General features: G+C 44.8%; 13 protein-coding genes. 9 read left to right on the plus strand and 4 right to left on the minus strand.

Translation table 11 applies throughout. The annotated features are described in order from the left end of the window. Positions 1 to 41: 41 nt before the first annotated feature. The 3 genes from QUB08_RS17760 (at position 42) to QUB08_RS17770 (ending at position 2916) form a co-directional block, all read left to right on the plus strand. Positions 42 to 1475, plus strand: a complete 1434-nt coding sequence (locus QUB08_RS17760; RefSeq protein ID WP_333225940.1) for a transposase — start codon at positions 42 to 44, stop codon at positions 1473 to 1475. 94 nt (positions 1476 to 1569) lie between these two features. Then, a complete protein-coding gene (locus QUB08_RS17765; protein WP_333053835.1) occupies positions 1570 to 1896 on the plus strand; it encodes a phasin family protein in 327 nt (108 codons plus the stop codon). Between the two features lie 414 nt (positions 1897 to 2310). Beyond that, entirely contained in the window at positions 2311 to 2916 is a 606-nt protein-coding gene (locus tag QUB08_RS17770; RefSeq protein ID WP_333225941.1) for an FKBP-type peptidyl-prolyl cis-trans isomerase, read from the plus strand. A gap of 92 nt (positions 2917 to 3008) precedes the next feature. On the opposite strand, the gene QUB08_RS17775 is transcribed toward QUB08_RS17770, so the two are convergent. From QUB08_RS17775 to QUB08_RS17785, 3 genes are all read right to left on the minus strand, one after another. Further along, positions 3009 to 5627: a replicative DNA helicase gene (locus tag QUB08_RS17775; RefSeq protein WP_333225942.1), complete on the minus strand. Its 2619-nt coding sequence runs from the start codon at positions 5625 to 5627 to the stop codon at positions 3009 to 3011. 168 nt (positions 5628 to 5795) lie between these two features. Continuing rightward, positions 5796 to 6254, minus strand: coding sequence for a 50S ribosomal protein L9 (gene rplI / locus QUB08_RS17780; protein WP_333225943.1), 459 nt, complete (start codon positions 6252 to 6254; stop codon positions 5796 to 5798). A gap of 365 nt (positions 6255 to 6619) precedes the next feature. Then, a complete protein-coding gene (locus QUB08_RS17785) occupies positions 6620 to 11710 on the minus strand; it encodes a PAS domain-containing protein (RefSeq protein WP_333225944.1) in 5091 nt (1696 codons plus the stop codon). A 640-nt stretch (positions 11711 to 12350) separates the two neighbouring features. Here QUB08_RS17785 and QUB08_RS17790 point away from each other — a divergent pair. Continuing rightward, entirely contained in the window at positions 12351 to 13190 is an 840-nt protein-coding gene (locus QUB08_RS17790; protein ID WP_333225945.1) for a glycosyltransferase, read from the plus strand. A gap of 2 nt (positions 13191 to 13192) precedes the next feature. Here the strand turns inward: QUB08_RS17790 and gloB are convergent, their stop codons facing one another. Beyond that, positions 13193 to 13966: a hydroxyacylglutathione hydrolase gene (gene gloB, locus QUB08_RS17795; protein WP_333225946.1), complete on the minus strand. Its 774-nt coding sequence runs from the start codon at positions 13964 to 13966 to the stop codon at positions 13193 to 13195. A gap of 652 nt (positions 13967 to 14618) precedes the next feature. On the opposite strand from gloB, the gene galE reads away from it, so the two are divergent. The 5 genes from galE to QUB08_RS17820 all read left to right on the plus strand — a co-directional run bounded on the left by galE (position 14619) and on the right by QUB08_RS17820 (position 21698). After that, positions 14619 to 15623: a UDP-glucose 4-epimerase GalE gene (gene galE, locus QUB08_RS17800; protein ID WP_333225947.1), complete on the plus strand. Its 1005-nt coding sequence runs from the start codon at positions 14619 to 14621 to the stop codon at positions 15621 to 15623. 101 nt (positions 15624 to 15724) lie between these two features. Continuing rightward, a complete protein-coding gene (locus tag QUB08_RS17805; protein WP_333225948.1) occupies positions 15725 to 16552 on the plus strand; it encodes a hypothetical protein in 828 nt (275 codons plus the stop codon). Between the two features lie 452 nt (positions 16553 to 17004). Further along, positions 17005 to 18156, plus strand: coding sequence for a glycosyltransferase family 4 protein (locus QUB08_RS17810; RefSeq protein WP_333225949.1), 1152 nt, complete (start codon positions 17005 to 17007; stop codon positions 18154 to 18156). Positions 18157 to 18248: 92 nt separating this feature from the next. Then, positions 18249 to 20252, plus strand: coding sequence for an ABC transporter ATP-binding protein (locus tag QUB08_RS17815; protein WP_333225950.1), 2004 nt, complete (start codon positions 18249 to 18251; stop codon positions 20250 to 20252). A gap of 204 nt (positions 20253 to 20456) precedes the next feature. Further along, a complete protein-coding gene (locus QUB08_RS17820; RefSeq protein WP_333225951.1) occupies positions 20457 to 21698 on the plus strand; it encodes a glycosyltransferase family 4 protein in 1242 nt (413 codons plus the stop codon). Positions 21699 to 21742: the final 44 nt, after the last annotated feature.

Raw genomic sequence — 21742 nt, forward strand, 5'->3', positions numbered from 1 at the left:
CAAACTATACTATGCAAAGGTCGAAAAAAAGAAGTTAAAAAATGCAACTCACGTACAAATACCGCCTCAAACCCACAAAAGCCCAACTAACAACGATGGTGGCTCACTTAGAACTCTGTCGTCGGCAGTACAACTACCGACTTGGCGAAAGATTTAGGTGGTGGGAAGCCACGAGAACACCTATCAACGCCTGTCCTTTAATTGTTTCTCTAGTCCCGATTGAGGAAATTTATCAAAATATTCCTTTGACGAGAGTGCAAACTAGGGATGGTAGAAAAAAGGATGAGTCAGGCAATCCTTTAACTAAAAAAGGTGAGGTTTTCTCAAACATTGAATGCGGATATGTACAGTGGCAAATAATACAACTGGCTGACCTGAAAAACACAAAAAAACTATTTCCTGATTATAAAGTGTTGGACTCTCAGGTTTTGCAAGATGTCGTCAACAGGGTGCAAACTTCCTTTTCAAATTTCACCACGCCAGACAAAAATGGTAATCGTAGAGGTAAGCCCAGATTCAAAGGGCTTCATTACTACAAATCTTTCACTTATCCTCAAATAGACAATCTTGATCTTGTCAAGGACGAGCAAAATAGGATTTGTATTGACCTCGCAAAAATAGGTCAAGTACCTATGGTTTTCCACCGTCCAATACCAACAAGGTTCACAGTTAAGACGGGAACAGTTATCAGAGAAGCTGATGGGTGGTATATCTCCCTGACGCTAGAAGATAAAACAGTTCCCGTAACGGTTGCAGAAATTCAACCGACGGTCGAAAATACTGTTGGCATCGATCTGGGAATCACTAATTACGCTGATCTTTCTAATGGTGAAAGAGTTGAAAATCCTAGATTCTTGAGGAAGTCTGCCCAGAAATTAGCAAGGCTTCAAGCGAAGTTAGCTAATAGAGTTAAAGGTTCTAAGCCTTGGAAAATCATCAAGAACAAGATTTCCCAACTCCATCAGTTTGTAGCTAGAGCTAGATTAGATTTTCAATTCAAAACGGCACATGAGTTATTTAGCAAGTGTGAGGTTTTAGTTGTTGAAGACTTGAGTGTCAAAAATTTAACTAGACGTGCCAAGCCCAAGACTGATGTTGAAAATGGTAATTTGGTTTATTTGCCGAACGGTCAGTCAGCTAAAAGTGGCTTGAATAAATCCATGCTTGATGCTGCTCATGGGCAATTCGCCAGCGTCCTAAAATATGTCGCCTGGAAATTGGGTAAAAGCATTTTGTTTGTCTCTCCAAGAGGAACTTCTCAACATTGCTGGAATTGCCTCAACAAAGTACCGAAAGAATTGTCGGAGCGCTGGCATTCTTGTCAATGCGGAGAATCTTTGGATCGAGATAAAAACTCAGCTAAGCTTATAAAGAGAATTGGTCTAAGTTACGAAAGTGGCGGGGGAACTCCGTCACTCAAAAAAGCCTTTGAACAAAAGGAAAAAGAAGCCTGCGGTCTAACTGTACTCAGTTGACCGTCAGGTTCGTTCACGTTTACAGATGGTTTCGCAGCGACTGCAGGCGACCTGAGCCGATCGGGTATGAAAGGGCAAACATTAGGAAAAATCTATGGATAACAATAGCAACTTACTCAAACAACTGGTAATGCTGGGCATTGGTACTACCTCTCTGGTGGCAGAGAAATTGCAGGAAGTCAGCGAGCAATGGGTCAAAGATGGCAAAATCAATCCTGAGCAAGCCAAAACCTTTGTCGATGACATGACCGAGCACATCAAGTCTGAACAGGGAAATTGGGAGACGCAGTTGCAGCGGCAACTACGGAATATGCTGCAAGATATGGGAGTTCCCCGACAGTCGGAAATGGATGAGTTGCGGGGAAGGCTCGATCGTTTGGAACGTCAGATGCGGGATTTAGAAAACCGTAACTGGCGCTGAGTTCGATCCTCTTCGAGGCCTTCGCTAACGCCCGCGAGAAGTTCGCTGCTATCTTGTGATAAGATGGTCACCCGAAGGCAGAAGGCTAAAAAAGGCACTTATGTAGAAGCCATTTATGTAGAATTACAAACATTTTGACTTCATACTTTTGCCTTGAAAATTATCTGGTACCTGCCGTTTTTTGGTGGAAAAGTTCAGATAAAATTTGGTAGTTCTTGTTGTACTATAGCAATCCTAAATGATTCAGATAAATTTGTAGGGTAGTGCTACCCCTACTCCCCGTGCCTACCCCCTATCTATCGGGCAACCGGGCGTGGGATTGCCCCTACAATAATTATGCAAATGATGCGAGGATTGCTATAGATGTCTTAGATATCTGAGATATCGCGGTTAAAAGTATCAGGAGGATTAATTTTGCGAGGAGTTCTAGTCAGCTTGGGAGTAATGCTGGTTTGCTTTGTGTTTTTGATAGTCGCTCAAATGGGCGGTTCTGGGTCCCAAGCAGTTGCAGCCGAATTGAACAATCTTTTACCGGAGACTGCTATTGAGAAGTTGTCAGCGCAGTCTTTGAATGAAAATAGCTTGCTAGTAGCTGATGCTACTTTACCAGAGGTACCAGCTACTATCGCTGGCAATGACATGACTGATAATACTGAGAAAACTGTTAATACTGAGAAAACTGTCACCACAGATTCAGGTCTGAAATATGTTGAATTGAAAGAGGGTAAGGGGGCGACTCCAAAAACCGGGCAGACGGTTGTCGTACACTACACGGGAACTTTGGAGGATGGCACGAAGTTTGACAGTTCGCGCGATCGCAATTCTCCTTTTCAGTTCAAAATTGGCGTGGGTCAAGTAATTAAGGGTTGGGATGAAGGTGTCGGTACGATGAAAGTTGGAGACCGCCGCCAATTGATTATTCCCCCTGAACTCGGTTACGGTGCTCGCGGTGCGGGCGGGGTGATTCCTCCTAATGCTACGCTGATTTTTGATGTGGAATTGTTGAGAATCGGTGGCTAGGTAGCTCAATCTCATTCAACGTAAAACTTTTACGGTATTTAGAAACCCGGTTTTTTTTAAGAAACCGGGTTTCTGTGTATGTTCTGGTTGATTTACGATCGCTTCGGAGATGCCAGATTGCGAAAGCAGGTAAATTGGGCGTCAAATAATAGTTTGATGATTCCTGTGGGCCCGTTTCTGTGTTTGGTAATAATTACTTCTGCAATTCCGCGATCGGGCGAATCAGGGTTGTAATATTCATCGCGGTAGAGCATAATTACTAAGTCGGCGTCTTGCTCTATGGAATTATGGGCATACAAACCTTGTGTGGCAAAGCTTTCAATATTTTCTACTGTCATATCGTAAACCATTTCTTCGCCACAAAAATTGATTTCTCTCACCTTATCCCAATAGATATCGCTAACAGCTAGCTTGAATATCTCTTCGGCATCCAAAATATTCCCCAACTGATATGCGCGTTCTCGACCAATATCACATTTGTAATCCGTTGTGGCTGAATAACGCATACCTAAGCAATCTTGCATCTGTTTGACGGTTAAACCAAGGCGCTTTTGGGCAAGATTGACTTGAGTTCGCCAAAGTTCATTCGGAATTAAATCCCGATTAGTCTTCCCACTATCAGCATTATTTAAATATATTTTTACCTCTTCCAAACTAGATTTTTTATAATTACCAACTGCACCAATTACATTCGCAAATATTTCTATGTCTGATTTCCCTCCTAACCAAACTTGATATTGTGCGCGCCCTTTTTTACCTTGAGAAATAACTCTGACAGCCGCATTGATGTTCAGTCTAAGCAACAGAGAACGGACTCCTCTGGCTAACTTCTCGCTACTAGAAGCATAATAAATAGCTGGATAAAGACATTTCTTCCCTTTAGTCGGTTTGATACAACCATCAGTTGCCCATAGGTGTCGAAGGAAAAGAGCGATCGATTCTTGCGGTTGGGTAAATACTAAACTGGGAATAAATTTTTCATGGGAACGTAAACCAAATATTTCTAATTGTTCGAGCCATTTAGTAATCTGATTTTTAATATTGGGAGCGAGACGATAACTAGCGGAGAGATAAACTTGATACCAATCGCGTTCGCGTTTAATGCGGGGATTAATTTTATCACCAAATACTTCTCTAGCCAAATGTGCAACTAATTCAGCTAAATCTAATTCTCGCGTCCTGTACTGAATGGTATGTCTGGGTAAAGTACAACCATCACCAATTAAATGTCCTAGTAAAGCTAATTCAGCATTACCCATCGTCTGCACTTCAGTACAAGGAATTGAGCGAGGTGTAGCAATTCGATCGCCTATTTTTAATTCATCTAACCGCTTCCAACCATCTGATGTAAAGAACTTATGATTGCCTGTTGCTGTAATCGAATTTCCCAAGCAAGTCGTCATCTCCCAGACGGGCTTGACTCCAGTACAAAAAGCATTAGTCACCATCGCTTTTTCCTGTTTCAGGGTATCTGAATTTAACCCCCAAACAGCAAAGCCAGATTTGCCGACTAAATCACGAATCGGGACTTCTAATCCACTATCCGCCAGGGTTACTAAACTATCGCCACCGAGACATCCGCTTTCGCGTAAATCAGACATCATCGGCCGCTTGTTTGTCCTCGCTTCCACACCCCGACTCAACTGAGATAAGGCAATAATCGGCACGTTGAGTTCGCGGGCTAAACCTTTAAGACTTCTGGTAATTCGAGATAGTTCTTGCACGCGGTTGTCGCTGCTACCTTCCATTAATTGCAGGTAATCTAGCAAGACTAATCCTAGGGTTCCGCCTTGTTCTGCTTGGAGGCGGCGGACTTTCGATCGTATTTCTGTGACGGTAATATTGGGAGTATCGTCAATAAATAGTGGTAGTTCTGATAAATTGCCAATGGCTGTACTGATTGGTTCCCATTCGTTTTGACTGATTCTACCCGATCGCAATCGGTTACTTTCTATTTTGGCTTCACTGGACAGGATACGCTGCACTAGCTGTTCTTTCGACATTTCTAAGCTGAAAACGGCAACCGGCAATTTCTGCTGTCCAGCGGCGATGTGGTGGGCGATGTTGGTACAAAAGGCGGTTTTGCCCATCGCCGGCCTAGCTGCAACGATGATTAAATCCGATCGCTGAAAGCCTCCTGTCATAGCATCTAAGTCATAAAAACCGCACGGAATACCGGGAAGTGTGAGGCCTTCATTGCGATTTTCTAGGTCTTGAAATGTTTGGTTTAGTGTTTCGCCGATCGACACTAAATCCTGTTGCGGGCGTTCTTGAGTGATGCTGAAAATTTCTTGTTCGGCGCGGTCTAAGACTGTTTCTAGTGGTGTTGCCGTCTCGTAACCTAATTGTACTATGTTGTTGCCAGCTTCGATTAATTTGCGGCGCTGATATTTGTCTTCAACTAAAACTGCATATTGGTCGATGTTGACTGCGGAAACTGTGCGATCGACTAATTGTGCTAATTTAGTTAGTCCTCCTACTTGCTCTAACTGGTTGCGGTCGGTTAGCGAAGTTGTTACCGTCATTAAATCGGTAGGTTGACCCTGTAAAAATAGCCCTAATGCCGATCGATAAATGACTTGATGAGCGGTGATGGCAAAAAACTCCGGCCGCAGCAGTTCGGCAATTCGGGAAATAGCTTCGGGGTCAATTAAAATCCCGCCCAAAATTGCTTCTTCTGCCTCTATATTTGTCGGCATCAAATCGCTCATTAGTCAATATTTCTCACTCAATAGTCATTAGTTATTAGTCGTTAGTCATTAGACATCTCCAATAATTCTTGTGGAACAGGCATCTTGCCTGTTCAAAACTTGCTTTTCTGGAGATGTCTATTAGTTATTAGTCCGCACAACTAATGACTAATGACTGATGAATGTTAATTACATCGGAACAACTTGAATATCAACTTCGGCGATAACTTCGGCGTGTAGTTTGATTTCAGCTTTGTATGTACCAGTTTGGCGAATTTCGGGCAGGGTGATGCCGCGCCGATCGACTTCTTGACTGGTAGAGTTGAAAATCAATTCTGCTACTTCTTGGTTGGTGACAGTACCAAAGATTGCGTCTGCTTCGCCAACTTGCTTGGAGATGATGAAAGGCCCAGCCGATTCGAGGGCGGTTTTGCGGACTTCAGCTTGCTGCTTGAGCTCTAGCTGGCGCACTCTTTCTTCTTCACGGCGGCGCTCTGCTTGCTTGAGAATGCCCGGAGTGGCTCTAAATCCCATTCCTTGGGGTACTAGGTAGTTGCGGGCGTAGCCTGGGGCTACTTCTACTACGTCGCCAGCTTTGCCGAGTTTGCTGACATCTTTATTTAAAACTAATTGGACGCGCTTGGCCATGATCGTGGATTGTGGGGTTTTAACTGCAACTTTTTATAATAGCGAAGTTTGAGGGGCGATCGCAAGGTGGAGGAAAGAAGGAAGAAGGAAGAGAGAAAAGTAGGTACGGACAGCCCACCAGCTAATTAGTGTCAACTTAAGCTATCAGTCGCTCAGTCTTTTCGTCCACCCGTCAGTCCGCCAGGGACTGAAGTCCCTGTCTCAAAGCTAAAGTCCTCTTCAGAGGACTAATGAGTTCTTCAGTCCTCATAGCGAGGACTTTAGCTATTAGACGGGGGTTTCAACCCCTGGCGGACTGACGGGTGGACGAGAAGACTGAGCGACTAAAAGCTTAAGTTGACACGAAGAAGGGCATTGCCGCGTCCCTACTGCGCCCCGTAGGTAACGATCACTCGCGCTACAGTAGCAACTAACAGGGTCGGATCGATCGGCTTGGCTAAGTGTTTGTCAAATCCTGCTTGCAAAACTTGGCGCTCGTTCGCTTCTCCAGCATAGGCCGTTAAGGCGATCGCCAACAACTGCCGATACTCAGGCGCAAGCTGAGTGCGGATACGATTTATCAACATATATCCGTCCATCTGGGGCATTCCGATGTCGCTGACGAGCAAATCCGGTGCAGTTTGTTCGATCGACTTTAGCGCCTCAGCAGCAGATGACAGGGAAATCACCTCTGCACCCGCTTCCTCAAGCACAAAAGCGACAAAATCTCGCGAGTCGAGTTCATCATCTACCACCAAAATTCTCAATCCAGCTAGTGGCAAGGATGAGAGATCGGGACTAGCAGCCCCATTAACGGCTTCCTCCTCCTGCCTTCTAGAATCATCATTTAATAGCGGTAATCTCACCGTAAACGTCGCTCCTTGACCAACTCCTGCGCTTTCTGCAAACACCGTTCCGCCGTGAAGTTCGATCAGTTGGCGAACGATCGCCAATCCCAGTCCCAAGCCGCCAAATTTGCGCGTTGTAGCGCCATCTTCTTGTCGGAAATGGTCAAAAACATAAGGCAAGAAATCGGGAAGAATGCCTTTACCCGTGTCTGTGACTTGAATTTGAGCTTGGTGTTCGATTTGCCCTAATCGAACTTCAACTCGACCGCCTTCGGGCGTGAATTTCACCGCGTTTGATAACAAATTCCACACAATTTGTTGCAAGCGACTTGTATCGCCGAGAACTTGCCCGACATCGGGATTTAAGATTGTTTGGATTTGAATTTTTTTAGCTTCGGCGGCTAATTGCACGGTTTCCACAGCAGACGGAATAATAATTGCCAGATTCACCGGAGCAACATTCAATCTGAGTTTTCCTTGCAGAATCCGAGACACGTCAAGCAAGTCTTCGATTAATTGAGATTGCAATCTGGCGTTGCGCTCAATCGTCTCAAAGGCTTTGGCACTTTGACTCGCCTTCAGCTTGCCACCGACGAGCAGTTGCGACCAGCCTAAAATCGGATTTAAGGGCGATCGCAACTCATGAGAAAGCACCGCCAGAAACTCGTCTTTAATGCGGTTAGCTCGCTCGGCTTCCGCGCGAGCAGTTTGTTCTAATTGCAGAACCATATCGCGCTCGGTTTCCACTTGTTTGCGTTCTGTAATGTCGATTACAGAGCCGATATAACCCTCAAATTGTCCGCTTTCGGAAAATCTGGGAGTAGCCGCATCGATCGCCCAAGAATATCCGCCATCCTTGCGCCCCACGCGATATTCCACGCGGAAAGATTTCTGGCGTTCGTTAGCGGTCAAAAATGCGTTCTTGGCGTATTCTCGGTCTTCTGGATGCAGCGCGTTTACCCAACCCAATCCCAAACCTGTTTCCTCAGTTTGACCTGTGAACTCATACCAGGTTTCGCTCAGGAAAATGCAGTAGCCTGTGGAGTCTGTTACCCAGACCATAAATGGAGCGTTGTTCGCCATATTGCGGAATCGTTCTTCGCTTTCTTGCATTGCTGCTTCTGCTTGTTTGCGTTCTGTGATATCCCGACAGACAATCACTCCGCCTTTGATTTCACTGCTAGCATCAACTACCGGATAACCGCTGATACTTATCCAGCGTTCTGGGGAATTTTCGCGGCGGACAAATACCTCTACATCATTGACATATTCACCTTTGATTGCTCTGGCTAGAGGTAGTTCAGCGTCGGGGAAGAGGGTTTTTTTGTCTGCCGTAAATAGCCCGTAGGTAATCGACCATTCCTCACAAGATTTTTCATTCGATAGCTGACCGAATATCCGGACTGCCGCTTGATTAAACAGCACAAAATCCCCTTGTTGGTTGGCCAAAATCAAACCATCACCAATGCTGTCAATGATTACTTGTAGTAACTTAGTTTGTTCTTGCAGGGCGACTTCTGATCGTTTTCGATTTGTGATGTCGCTGGAGATGCCAATCAGGCCGATGACTTCTCCCGCCTGATTGCGGTAGGGAGCTTTCATTGCCACAAATGTCCGAATGCCATCGGGAGATTCTTCGACGACTTCTGTTTGTCCAGATTCCATAATTCGCCGATCGTTGTCCGTGACTGTGGCTCCAAGTTCTGCTATTGGGTATAAATCGCGATCGCGCCGGCCAATTACTTCAGCAGCAGATTTGCCCAGTACGTCTAGCGTGGCTGGATTTGCATAAATAATCCGTCCTTCTCGATCTTTGACAAAAATTGGGGTGGGTGCTGACTCGTTAATCAGATTCAAAATCGCATTCTTTTGCCGCAGTTCTTCTTCAGTGCGTTTGCGATCGCTAATATTGCTCCAATAAGCCGTAAGTCCTTGGGCCGCAGGATAGGCGCTCACTTCTATATACATCTGGAGCGATGGCGAAAACTCTTCAAATTTGACAGAAACTTGCTCGTTAACGACTCGATGAAATTCTTGATATGCCCTTGAATAGGATTCTTTTTCGGCGGGGAATAGCTCCCAGATCGATAGACCTAACAAGTCGTTTCTCGATCGAGAAAGCAGTTTTTCTGCTGTGGCATTAACGTAGGTAAAGCGCCATTGTGAATCGATCGCGATAAAGGCATCGGTAATACTTTCTATAATATTGCTGACTTGTTGGTTGGCCCCAGAGAGCGCGAGTTCAGCGTTTTTGCGCTCGGTGATGATTTCGCAAAAAATCATGATGCCGCCAATCTCATTAGTGTTGGTTCGCCAAGGGTGAATTTCCCAGCGCACCCAGTCGATCGAGCCATCAGGGCGGGGAAACTGCTCTTCAGGGCAGGTTTCGACTGCTCCCGCCAGACAGCGCTGGTGGATTTGTTTGAAATGATCGGGCAAATTAGGAAAGATGTCGTAGTGCGATCGGCCCACAATGTTTTGAGTGCCGAGCCCGTAACTTGCCAGCCAGCGGTCGCTCACCAGCATATACCGCATCTGGCGGTCAAACATCGCCACTCCCGCAGGCGAATGTTTTACGAACAGTCGCAGTTGCTCTTCCTGTTGCCGCAGGAGATTCTCCGATTGTTTGCGATCGGTGATTTCTTGGAAAAGTATGGCGACTTTTCGGCTCTGCGGCTCAGGAGTGCGGAACGCCGAAACCTCAAACCAGCGGTTCATGACTTCCGAGCCATGCTCAAAGCGCAAGGGTTCCCCCGTCAGGGCGACTTTGCCGTAAATCTCAAACCAATAATCTTCGAGTTCAGGAAGCATCTGTCGCGCCGTTTTACCCACAGCTTGTTCGAGTCCGGTTTGTTTCACAAAGGCAGGATTGACTTCCAAAAAGCGGTAATCGATCGGCTTTTCGTTGGCGTCAAACAGCATTTCGATGATGCAAAAGCCTTCGTCTAGGCACTCAAACAAAGTGCGATAGCGTTCCTCAGAGTGGCGCAAAGCAGCAAGAGCTTGTTTGCGATCGCTAATATCCATAAAGGCAGCCACACAGCCACGAACTGCGCCCTGTTCGTCAAATAACGGCACCGCATTCACCAACCAATCAAAGGCTACCCCGTCCGATCGCACCATTTGAATTTCCATATCTCGCACTTCGACGCCGGAAGCCACGGCCAGTTGCATGGGCAGTTGTTCTCCCGGAATTTCTTCTCCGTTGCGGAATCGTCTAAACGGAAGGGCTGCGGCTTGCTCTCCGGTTCCAGAAACATTGGTATCCGGCGGCACTATCAACATCGACTGGGCAAACCGGTTAGCCCGAATTACTTTACACTGTGGGTCGTGGGCGATCGTAATGCCAACGGGTACAGCATCAAGTATCGATTCCAGTTCATTGACTCGTCGCTCTAGTTCTTGGTTGAGCCGTTCAATTTCTTTTTTAGTAGCTTTGCGATCGGTAATTTCCTGCACCGTCACATTCACCCCCAAAACGCGATCGTCCTCGGCTTTGAGCGGATAGAGACTCAACAGCCAATCCTGTTCGACTCCCGGCTGTGCTGAGTTCGTCCTGCGAACTTCGAGCTGTTGGAGTGGAACTTTAGTTTCAATAACTTGTTGGTAAAGCGGCTCTAAATCATCTGCCATTTCTGGTAAGATTTCGCGCAATGTTTTGCCGATGTGGGCGGCGGCTGGAACTCCGTTAATTTCTGCTAGCCGATCGTTGAGGCGGACAAACCGCAACTCGGTATCAAGGAAGCAAAGTCCGATCGGCGCACTAGCATAAATCGCCTCGATTTCTGCTAGTTGTTGGTGTGCCGTTTGCGCTTGTTGAATAAAAGCAACCCGAGCAGCTTTCTCCTCGGTCACATCTTGAAAATAAACGGCAAGCCCCGATGGGATCGGATAGGCTCGTACCGCATACCAAGCATTGAGCGGCGGATAAAAAGATTCAAAACTAACTGTAACTTGGAAGGTGGCGGCGTGGCGATATTCCTGCTCAAACAAACTGCCCACTGATTCGGGAAACTCTTCCCAAATGCTGTTGCCAATCAAATCTTTTGAGGCTCGATTCAGCCACCGCGCCGCTTGCGAATTGAGGTAGGTAAATCGCCAGTTTCGATCCAAAGCAAAGAACCCGTCCGAAATACTTTCGAGGGTGTCTGACAGTTGTTGCGCGGGCGCGTTACAAACTGGTTCAGGCTGAGGTTGAGCGATAGGAGTGAAGGTTGTTACTACGGCATAGGGAGTCGATCGATCTCCCTGAAATAAAGGTTGAGAATTGAGCGTCAACCAAATCAATTCTCCCTGTGGCCGATAAAAGCCCATGATGACATTTAAACATGGTTGCCCGGTTTGCAGCGCCACCATCGCCGGATGTGTCTCGCCGGGAAAATCTGAGCCATCTTCACGCAGAGTCTGCCACCGAGTTTTGATTGAAGTGCATAAGAGCATCTGTTCTGCTGTCATCCCCAACAGCTCCTGGGCGTGAGAATTGCACCCCTGAATGCTACCATCTGCCAATTGCAGAACCATCCCTACATCAGTTGGCAAAGGCGCGACTGGGTAGAACGCTTTGTTAGAATCCGTTGAAACAGAGGGGTCGATTTTTGCTTGGGGTTCAGTATTGCGTGGGTTTTGCATCGGTTTCTAACAACGATCATTTTACTTTGGGCAAAGCAAATCGCGCTCAATAATAGGGAAATAACCAGAGGAACTTTTGACTGGAGCAGGGTGACACTTCAAACCTAAGATGGATGTCGATCGTTCTGCGGTAATATCCATATCTAGACAATTTATTTTATCGTAGAGTCCCACGTCTGAACCATTTGCGGGATTCAGCACAGGCGACGGGGAATTTTCTGGCTGTTTCAAATGCCAGGTTAGTCCGTCTCATCAGTTTTCCGTGTTGCTGCATATTACCCATTGCTGTTGCTGGTTTTCGCGCGCGAACAGATGGCACTTGCACACAGATAAATAAGTAGATTAAGCTGGAAAATACATAAGCCCTCTCTTGCAGCGAGTGAAACGAAGCAATCGCTCTTGTTACCCCCGCCTTACATTCTGTTACATTGTGGTAAACTTTATTGGCGCCTACCTACTTAAAAACCCGGTTTCTTGGCGTAAACCAGATGGTAAATTTAGGCAAGGTTATGTTCGTCTCAACGGTAAACGGGCGAGCGTATTTACCCAATACAGGGCAGCCTGCTTCCTCCCGTGCCGACGTTTGTGTCAAGTTTGACCGCGCGCCTTTTACCTTTGTTAATTTCACCAACTTAATCCTATGCACATATTCACCGCCGGCGATCGCAACTATATTCTGGGGTTAGCAGCACTTCTTAAGTCTATAGATCTGAATGCTAGTAAATCGGGACAGGAGCAGGTAAAAATTAGCATTGTATCTACCGACCTAGATCCACAGCAAAAGAAACAGTTACAGAATTGCTGCAAATACCAGATTGAATGGCAAGAATTGCAATCTAATTACAACCAACTTCTTTCGATGTCAGGTTCTATAATTCCTTACGTTAAATTGGAGCCGCGAAAATATACCAAGGAAACAGAAAGGCTGATTTGGCTCGACAGCGACACGATCGTTCTGGGAAGTTTAGAGCAGCTGTGGAACCTAGATATTCAAACAATGCCGATAGCAGCCGCACCCAACGTCTGGGGAAATCCGAACAATTCTCAAGATCGAAACCTTTATTTAAATAGTGGCGTTTTAGTTTACAACATGAAGCTTTGGGAGGAAGATCAACTGTCCGAAAAGTTGATGGAAAACGCTCGATTAAACCTTTGGGTGGATCACGATCAGGGTGCATTAAATTCATTTTTAGCGGGAAGGTGGAAGCAATTAGACCAAATCTGGAACAACCACAAGACTGATGATATGTCAAGTAAAGTGATGCACTTTATGTCAAGACCGAAACCGTGGGAAAGCTCAACCCCCAATCAATTATGGCTCGATATGTTGTGTCAGACACCGTTTAAGGACGAAGTGGAAAAAATTCCCAATAAGTTTAATTGGCTGTCGAGCTTTAAGATAAAATACAGAGCATTTGGCCAGTGGTTGAGGGAACCGATACTCAAGTTTAAGAGTTACCTGAAGAGAAAAAAACGTTAAGGTCAAAATTGGTCTTTCATGCCGCGCAACCGAGCGAAGGTTTGCACTGGATCGCGGGTGTTGGCGGCTGATTGGAGGTTGGGAAAATCCCAGCGCAAAAATGGGTTTGTGCTTTTTTCGAGGCCGATCGATGATGGTATTGTAGGTTGCGATCGACTGCGCGCTTCTTTGACTTCGGCGAAGCGCTGCTGTAAATCGGGATTGTCGCCATCCACACTCAAGGCAAATTGCAGGTTGTTCAGCGTGTATTCGTGGGCGCACCAGACTCTCGTACTATCGGGCAAGTTTCGCAGTTGCGCCAGAGAGGCTAACATTTGGGCGGGAGTGCCTTCTTTGAGCCTGCCGCAGCCGCCGGCAAATAAGGTGTCGCCGCAGAACAACTCGCCGGTTTCGCTGGGGTTGCTGGGGGGGAAATAGTAGGCGATGTGAGCTTTTGTGTGGCCGGGTAGGAAGAAGACTTCGGCGGTTCTGTTGGCGAAAGAAACTCGATCGCCCGCTTGTAAAAACACTTGCTGTCCGGGTATTCTGCCTCGGTCTTCTGCGCCACCGTAAACTTTAATTTGGGGAAAGCGATCGATCAGTTCCTGATTGCCGCCTATGTGGTCGCTGTGGTGGTGCGTATTGAAAATTGCGGTTAATTCGGCTCCAAGTGCTTGCAGTTGCTCTAATACTGGCTGCGATCGTGCTGGATCGACGACGGCTGCGGTGTGGCGATCGGGGTCGTGCAGCAAGAAAATGTAATTGTCGGACAGTACCGGAAGCCGATAAACCTGCATAGAAAAGTGCCTCTCTCGAAAAAATATTATATAATTAAGTTAGTCTGAACGCTATCGGAAGGCTGATTGCAGATTTATTAAGTCCACATATCTATCTTGGGAAGTAAAACTCTGATACGTTTTCTAATACGTTTTCTAATACGTTATTTCTGCTGTTGAGCAAATTGATTTGCGGTCGAGTACGCACTATTTTTGGGTCAAGAACTGCAATCCGCTTTAATTATTTTAGCATACAAGCGATCGAATAAATGCGAACATCTCACAACAAATCGAACTTAACAATTTCTCAAAAAGTCGATCGGATTGTAGCGTCTGGCAAGATCAGTCGCAGGGAACACTTAGTTTTGACTTCTGCTATCCTGTCAGATGATAAAATTTCAGAAGAGGATCGACATCAGATTAATCGGATATTTGATTATATCCAAATCGGTCGCCTCAAGTTTATCGATTGAACAGAAAGACTTGCACAGTCAGCATCTGTCTGGAGTGTAAAAAGCGTTTTTTAGGAGTGCGATCGTCCCGTCCCGCACAGCAAAATCTATATATCTCGCTTTAATTCTCCGGCTCACGCGGAGTGTGAAAGCGTCAGATGTGGAAGTCTCAAATTAACAAGGGTCTTGGCAATCCCAGCTACAAAAACAGGCAGAAAAAAATGAGTGCAGACAAACCAACTATTTTGGTGACGGGCGGAGCTGGATATATTGGCTCTCACGCGGTATTAGCGCTGAAAAACGCCGGTTATGGTGTGGTGATTTTGGATAATTTAGTTTACGGTCACAGAGATTTAGTAGATCAGGCTTTGCAGGTGGAGTTAGTAGTTGGCGACACGAACGATCGCACTCTTCTAGACAACCTGTTTGCTACGCACAAGATTGATGCGGTAATGCACTTTTCTGCTTACGCTTACGTGGGCGAATCTGTTACCGACCCAGCTAAATATTATCGCAACAATGTCATTGGCACTATTACGCTTTTGGAAGCAATGATCGCTGCTGGGGTGAAGAAATTTGTGTTTTCTTCTACTTGCGCGACTTACGGTGTACCGCAGAAAATTCCGCTCACAGAAGACCACCCGCAAAATCCGATCAATCCCTACGGTGCTACTAAGTTAATGGTAGAACGGATTTTGTCGGATTTTGACGCTGCGTATGATTTCAAGTCTGTTTGTTTCCGCTATTTTAACGCGGCTGGGGCTGACCCTAACGGGTTGTTAGGAGAGGATCACAATCCAGAAACTCACCTGATCCCACTGGTGTTGTTCGCGGCTTTGGGTAAACGAGATTCGATCGCGATTTTTGGCACGGATTACGATACTCCTGACGGTACTTGCATTCGGGATTACATTCACGTTAACGATTTGGCATCTGCTCACATTTTGGGATTAGAATATTTGCTAAATGGTGGCAAATCTGATTTCTTTAATTTGGGCAATGGGGGCGGGTTTTCGGTGAAAGAGGTGATAGAAACGGCTCGCCAAGTGACGGGAAAAGAGATTAAGGCTGTTGAGTGCGATCGGCGCCCTGGAGACCCACCTGCTTTGGTTGGCAGCAGCGAGAAAGCCATCAAAACCTTGGGTTGGTCTCCAGAATATCCCGACATTAAGAACATTATCTCCCATGCTTGGCAGTGGCACCAAAAACGCCACTCACAGGCATAACTATAAAGGCAGAAGGCAGAGTTAAAATTTTCTTTATTTCTGCCTTCTAGATTTTTATTGAACTCTTATAGGGAGCCGCTTACTGCGAGTTAGAGAGACAAGTGAAATTAGAAACCAAAGGATTTCTCACTATTTTAACCGGTCTTTACTCTTTTCAAGACTGCGTGCATTTTCTGGCTTCAGTCAGGAAGTTTCACCGCGAACCCATTGTTGTTTTAATAGATAGAGTTCCTCGGATTTTATATCCTTTACTTCTGGCGTTTGGAAATGTAAAATTGCAGCCCGCACCACCTGACGAAAATCCTGTTTTGGCTTCCCGGCAAGCTAAGGTGGCTTTGTATGACGGCTCTCCTTTTGAGAAGACTATTTACATGGACTGCGATATTTGTTTGTTATCGCCAATAGATGAGGTTTTTGACTATCTTGATGAAGTGGATTTGCTGGTGACTGAAGATCTACAACCTGCAATCGCTAAAGCTGCTCATTTATTAAGAGTTGAGCGAGATATTCTGTCAACTTTGCAATCTGTAGGATTACCTTTGGGCGAAAATAGTATTCAATACAATGGCGGATTTATCGCTTTTAAAAAAAGCACTAAAAATCAAGAGGTTTTCCAAAGTTTTAAGAAATATTTAGAGATAGTAATTACTAATCAAAACCTGCTAATGTTGAGAGATCAAGGTGCTTTGGCTGCGGCAATCGAAGCGGTAAAACCAAAAATGAAAACATTGCCGCCTGTTTACAACTACTTAGACCAGTGGAAAGCCACTTATACGATCGACAAACCGATTAAAGTAATGCACTGCACTTATCCTTACCGCCCTCAGTACGCGAAGAACGTGACGCGATCGCTCTTTACTAGAATATTCGATCGCACTGCTAAAATATTTTTACCAAATCAACTTAACAATCCCTGGCGTTTAAAATAATTAAAGTTTGTTGGCAAACTGCATCAAAAACAACAAAATTCAGCCCACCATAAAAAAAAATTAGCCTCAACATATCCGCAAATTTACTTAGAAGAATTCTTGCTGGCTTGAATAACAGTCTTGGGTTCATTACTAGACCTCTTGCAAAATAATTTTGTGCTATTATGGAAAGTTTAGCCAATTTTATAATCTAGCAGCCTGGGCAAGTTTAAGGAGATGCCAATCAACCCAATAATTCAAAGTTTGACCTAAACTTGAGCAAATTTTTAAGTATAACACATATTTTTTTTGCAAGAGGTCTAATGTGTTTTTTTTACAAAAATACTTCGTTGCGGCCATTTTCCCTGGTTAAAAACCCGGTTGCTTTGGTCTGGAGTGCGTGACTCCCCGTCGCCTTGACAAAAGCTCGGTTAAGCAGGAAAATTAAACAAATGTTTTAAACAAAATACTCAGTGAAAGTTTCATTAGTAGTGAGCGATTTGTCAGGAGCAGGTGCAATTCGTGCTTTTTTCTTAGCTCAAGTCTTGATAGAGCTTAAATGTGATGTAGAAGTTGTTGGATTTCAGTTTGGCAAGGAATTGTATGCTATTCCTCCCAGAGATATCCCGGTATGTGCAATACCGGGTAAAAATTATCCGGGGTTTTTGATGGATGCTCAAAAACTTTGGAAAAAAATAGATGGGGATATTATTTATGCAGTCAAACCTAAACCTACAAGCTTTGGGTTATCACTGCTAAAAAAACTGGCGACTCGCCACTCTATAATTTTAGATATAGACGACTGGGAACTGAGCTGGTACGGCGGAGATGAATGGAAATACCGTCCTTCTTTTAAACAACTTTATCGAGATATTTTTAAACACAATGGCCAATTGAGAGAACCAGATAATCCCCTGTATGTAAAGTGGATGGAAAGTCTCATCCACGGTGCTGATGCAGTCACCGTTCATACTGAGTTTTTAAAACAGCGTTTTGGGGGTGTATATTTGCCTAATGGTAAGGATACTGTAATGTTCGACCCTGCTAAATACAATCCTGAATTGAGCAGACAGCGTTACGGCTTGTCCGGGTATAGAGTTCTGATGTTTCCGGGGGCACCGCGACCTCATAAAGGCGTGGAGGATGTTTTGATGGCGCTTGAACAGTTAAATGAGCCCGATTTAAAATTAGCGATCGTCGGCGGGAGTCCTTATGATGATTATGATGATAAACTTGTGAAACAATGGGGGCGGTGGATTATTAAACTGCCAAGGTTTCCAGTGGAGACGATGCCGTCGGTTGTAGCGGCGGCTCATGTTGTCGTTGTTCCTCAGCGAGAAACTCTCACAGCCGTGGCTCAGTTTCCGCTCAAGCTGACAGATGGCATGGCAATGGCTAAGCCTGTTTTGTCTACGCGAGTGGGGGATATTCCAGCAATTTTAGGGGGAACGGGTTATTTAGTCTATCCGAGTTCTCCCACTCAAATTTCACAAAAGATTCAATGGATATTTCAAAATTTGACAGCGGCTAATTTACAAGGAATGAAAGCTCGGGAAAGATGTGTAAAAAAATATAGTATTCAAGCAATGAAACCGATACTTTCAGATATAATCGCAGGTATGTAAATGTTATTTTCAAACCACTCGCGGGAGGAAGAAAAACTGGCTGTTATTAAAGAATATTTTGAGATGCCGTACTGTTTAGCTGGGAATGCTTCATGTCTGCCAATAAGCTACTCCTAAAATTTGCCAGACGATATCCCGGCAGGATTCTCTTAACTGTGATGCTGGGCTTTTCTGGCGCTTTATTTAACGGTATCAGCACTACTCTGATTGTACCAGTGCTTTTAAGTTTTTTAGAGGAAGCTATCGAGCTGCGTGGTGCTCCACCTCTAATTAAAACTTTGATGTATCCCTTTGAGGGAATGCCCGGAAATCAGCGTTTAATGCTGATGACCGGGGCGGTTGTGCTGGCAATTTTTTTAAAAAATGTGGCGAGTTATATCAATACTTTAGTAGCTACTTCTCTGACGCGATCTCTAACTTTTGATTTGCGAGAAGCAGGTTTGCAGTTGTTGTTAAAAGTAGATTTAGATTTTTACTCTAAAACTAAAGTCGGGGATTTAATTAATAGATTGGGCGGAGAGATTGGTCGGACTGCTAGTGCAGTTGGTACGGCTATCGGAATGTTTACTACCTCAATCACGGTTTTGGTTTTTGTGGGTTTGCTACTTTCGATATCGTGGAAACTTACGGTGACAGCTACAGTTTTGCTGGCGTTAGTTGCTTGGACAAATCAATATATTATTAACCGTTCCAAGCATTTTGGTCACTTGCTTTCTGAAATGTCGAAAGATTATTCGGTTAGGGTGCTGGAAACGATTACTGGGATTCGGCTGGTCAAGTCAACGGGGAACGAGGAAAGGGAGTATCAGCGGATTAAGCATTTAATTCAAAGGCGAGAACAAGCGGATTTTCAGGCTCAGGTAAATTATGCGGCGATCGCCCCAATTAACGAAGTTGTTAATTTGATAGTTATAATTTTGATTGTATTTATAGGTCGCACAATATTTGCGAATGAGATAGAGTCTATTGCGACAATTTTATTAACCTATTTATTGGTACTTTTTCGGCTAATTCCTTTAATTTCTCAGTTGAATAGTGGGCGCAGTCAATTTGCTAATACGTCGGCTAGTGTAGAGGTGGTTAATAATTTTTTGAGGTGCGAGGACAAGCCATTTATGCAGGACGGTGAAGTGGAGTATACTCATTTGCGATCGGGAATTCATTTTAATAAAATATCTTTTAGTTATCCTAACCACAAAAATTTAGTTTTGCAAGGAATTGATTTATTTCTACCTCATGGCACTACTTTGGCTTTGGTAGGAACTTCGGGTTCTGGCAAGTCAACGTTGGCCGATTTACTGCCTAGATTTTACGATCCTACTGAAGGTCATATATCGCTCGATGGCACGAATTTGCGTGATTTTAAGCTGAAAAGTCTCAGACAAGCGATGGGTATTGTTAGCCAAGATACGTTTTTGTTTAATGCTTCAGTGCGCGAAAATATTGCTTACGCTAAGCCCGAAGCGACTGACGAAGAAATTGTGGAAGCGGCGAAGGGAGCGAATGCTTACGAGTTTATCCAACTGTTGCCGGAGGGGTTGGATACTCAAATTGGCGATCGGGGCGTGATATTATCGGGAGGGCAGCGTCAGAGAATTTCAATTGCTAGAGCCCTGCTGCAAAACCCGGAAATCTTAATTTTAGATGAGGCGACGAGTTCGCTGGATACGGTTTCGGAAAGGTACGTGCAAGCGGCGATCGAGAAATTGAGTTGCGATCGCACAACCTTAGTCATCGCCCACCGCCTCTCCACAGTCCAAAAAGCCCACAAAATCGCCGTGATCGATCGCGGACAAGTAGTAGAAATGGGTTCCCACGAAGAATTGCTAGCAAAAGGAGGTTACTACACTCGCTTGTATTCAGTGCAATTTGCCGAAGAAACCGCTCGCGATGAAGCTCTAATTAGAGGTTCTTACGAAATTCGCACTCGCCTAACTCCCATGATAGCTTACCTCAAATTGCTAGTAGATGAAATGGTAGACTCTCCCGAAGAAAGAGACGAGTTAATCCGAGAATCATTTCACTCTGCTGCTAATATTTTCACTACTTTAGAATTTATAGAAAAGACTATTAAGCGTCAGGCTGTTAAAAAGTAGTCAGTAGTCAACAGTTTGCACAGTCAACAATTACTAATTACCAATTACAAATTATATCATGTCCGGTCAATTAACCATGATTCCTGTAGGGGCGGGTTCACCAAGATATTGAATAGAAACGGGAAAATCTGTAAACCCGCCCCGGCCTTTAATCGCGGTCAATCGATCGGACATGATATTACCACTTACTAACTACCAATTACCATGTCCAAATATTATGTATTTTTTACCAGAAATATCTTGCCCCAACCAAATGTAGCGAGCTTAGTTCAAGTTGCAGACTCTGCCAATGCCGCAGCAAACCTCGGTTATCCAGCAGTTTTGGTATACCTCCGCAAAGGCTGGAATGCTTGGAATCCGGTTGATTTGCTTTTTCCTTTTCAACCCCGGAAAACCGATGACAAACTTGCCACAATTTACAATATTCAAGATAAATTAAAAGTAGCAGATTTACCGATGCCGTGGCCGATCGATTTTTGGGACAGCAAGTGGACGAGTTCCAGTACAATAGTATCAAAATACTATTTACCGATTCACCTACTTAAATCAACTAAAATTGTCCATAGCCGGGACTGGAACTTTGTCAAAGCAGCAGTTAAAAACGGAATTCCCTCTATCTACGAACAGCACCACCACGAAAACAAGCAATTTGAATCAGAAATTGTCCGCCATCCTCTATTTCAAATTGCTGTAACTGTTGCCGATACTGTCCGAGACAGCATGATTAAGAATGGGATGCCACCGGAAAAAGTAATTACGCTGCACAACGGTTTTAACCATTTGTTTCTCGCGAGACAAACAGAAGCTGCCCAGAATTGGCGACAGCAATTATTAGAAGATGACCGACGGCATTTAGCAGTTTATGCAGGGGGACTTTACCCGTTTAAAGGTGTTGATATGCTGGTGGATGTGGCTAAGGAATTGCCCCTGATTCAATTTGCGATCGCCGGCGGTGATTCATCCCAAGTAACAGCTTACCAGCAGTTAGCCAAATCCCAGCAAGTTAACAACATTAAATTTCTCGGCTACCAGCCTCAAAATCAACTTGCTAGCTTGCTGCAAGCAGCCGATATTTTGGCTCACCCGCACTGTTTGACAGCAGCCGCGACGTTCACATCTCCTTTAAAAATCTTTGATTACATGGCATCTGGAACTGCGATTGTCGCGACGGAGATTCCATCTTTAATGGAATTTAAATCGGGAAATATAGCAGCAACTTGGTGCGAACCGGATAACCCGCACCACTTCGCGCAAAGCATTCGAGATTGTTTAACCAAATATCCGAGTAAAAGCGAAGGCTATGCAGAAAAAATGGATTTTTTCAAGCAATTTTCCTGGGAAAATAGGATACAGAAAATTATGGGTTATGTCGAAAATTTAGTGCGATATCCGATAATTCAAAATTCCGTAGGGGCGGGTTTTACCAACAATCATCGCCTCAAATAAACAATCTCATAAACCCGCCCCGCCCACACGCAAAAACCAGATTT

The sequence above is a fragment of the Microcoleus sp. BR0-C5 genome (genome assembly GCF_036705045.1).
GTDB lineage: Bacteria > Cyanobacteriota > Cyanobacteriia > Cyanobacteriales > Microcoleaceae > Microcoleus.

Excerpts from the sequence above, each read along its gene's own strand:
- QUB08_RS17760 (WP_333225940.1), top strand. The coding sequence starts at position 42 with ATGCAACTCACGTACAAATACCGCCTCAAACCCACAAAAGCCCAACTA.
- QUB08_RS17765 (WP_333053835.1), top strand. The coding sequence starts at position 1,570 with ATGGATAACAATAGCAACTTACTCAAACAACTGGTAATGCTGGGCATT.
- QUB08_RS17775 (WP_333225942.1), bottom strand. The coding sequence starts at position 5,627 with ATGAGCGATTTGATGCCGACAAATATAGAGGCAGAAGAAGCAATTTTG.
- rplI (WP_333225943.1), bottom strand. The coding sequence starts at position 6,254 with ATGGCCAAGCGCGTCCAATTAGTTTTAAATAAAGATGTCAGCAAACTC.
- QUB08_RS17785 (WP_333225944.1), bottom strand. The coding sequence starts at position 11,710 with ATGCAAAACCCACGCAATACTGAACCCCAAGCAAAAATCGACCCCTCT.
- QUB08_RS17790 (WP_333225945.1), top strand. The coding sequence starts at position 12,351 with ATGCACATATTCACCGCCGGCGATCGCAACTATATTCTGGGGTTAGCA.
- gloB (WP_333225946.1), bottom strand. The coding sequence starts at position 13,966 with ATGCAGGTTTATCGGCTTCCGGTACTGTCCGACAATTACATTTTCTTG.
- galE (WP_333225947.1), top strand. The coding sequence starts at position 14,619 with ATGAGTGCAGACAAACCAACTATTTTGGTGACGGGCGGAGCTGGATAT.
- QUB08_RS17815 (WP_333225950.1), top strand. The coding sequence starts at position 18,249 with ATGTCTGCCAATAAGCTACTCCTAAAATTTGCCAGACGATATCCCGGC.
- QUB08_RS17820 (WP_333225951.1), top strand. The coding sequence starts at position 20,457 with ATGTCCAAATATTATGTATTTTTTACCAGAAATATCTTGCCCCAACCA.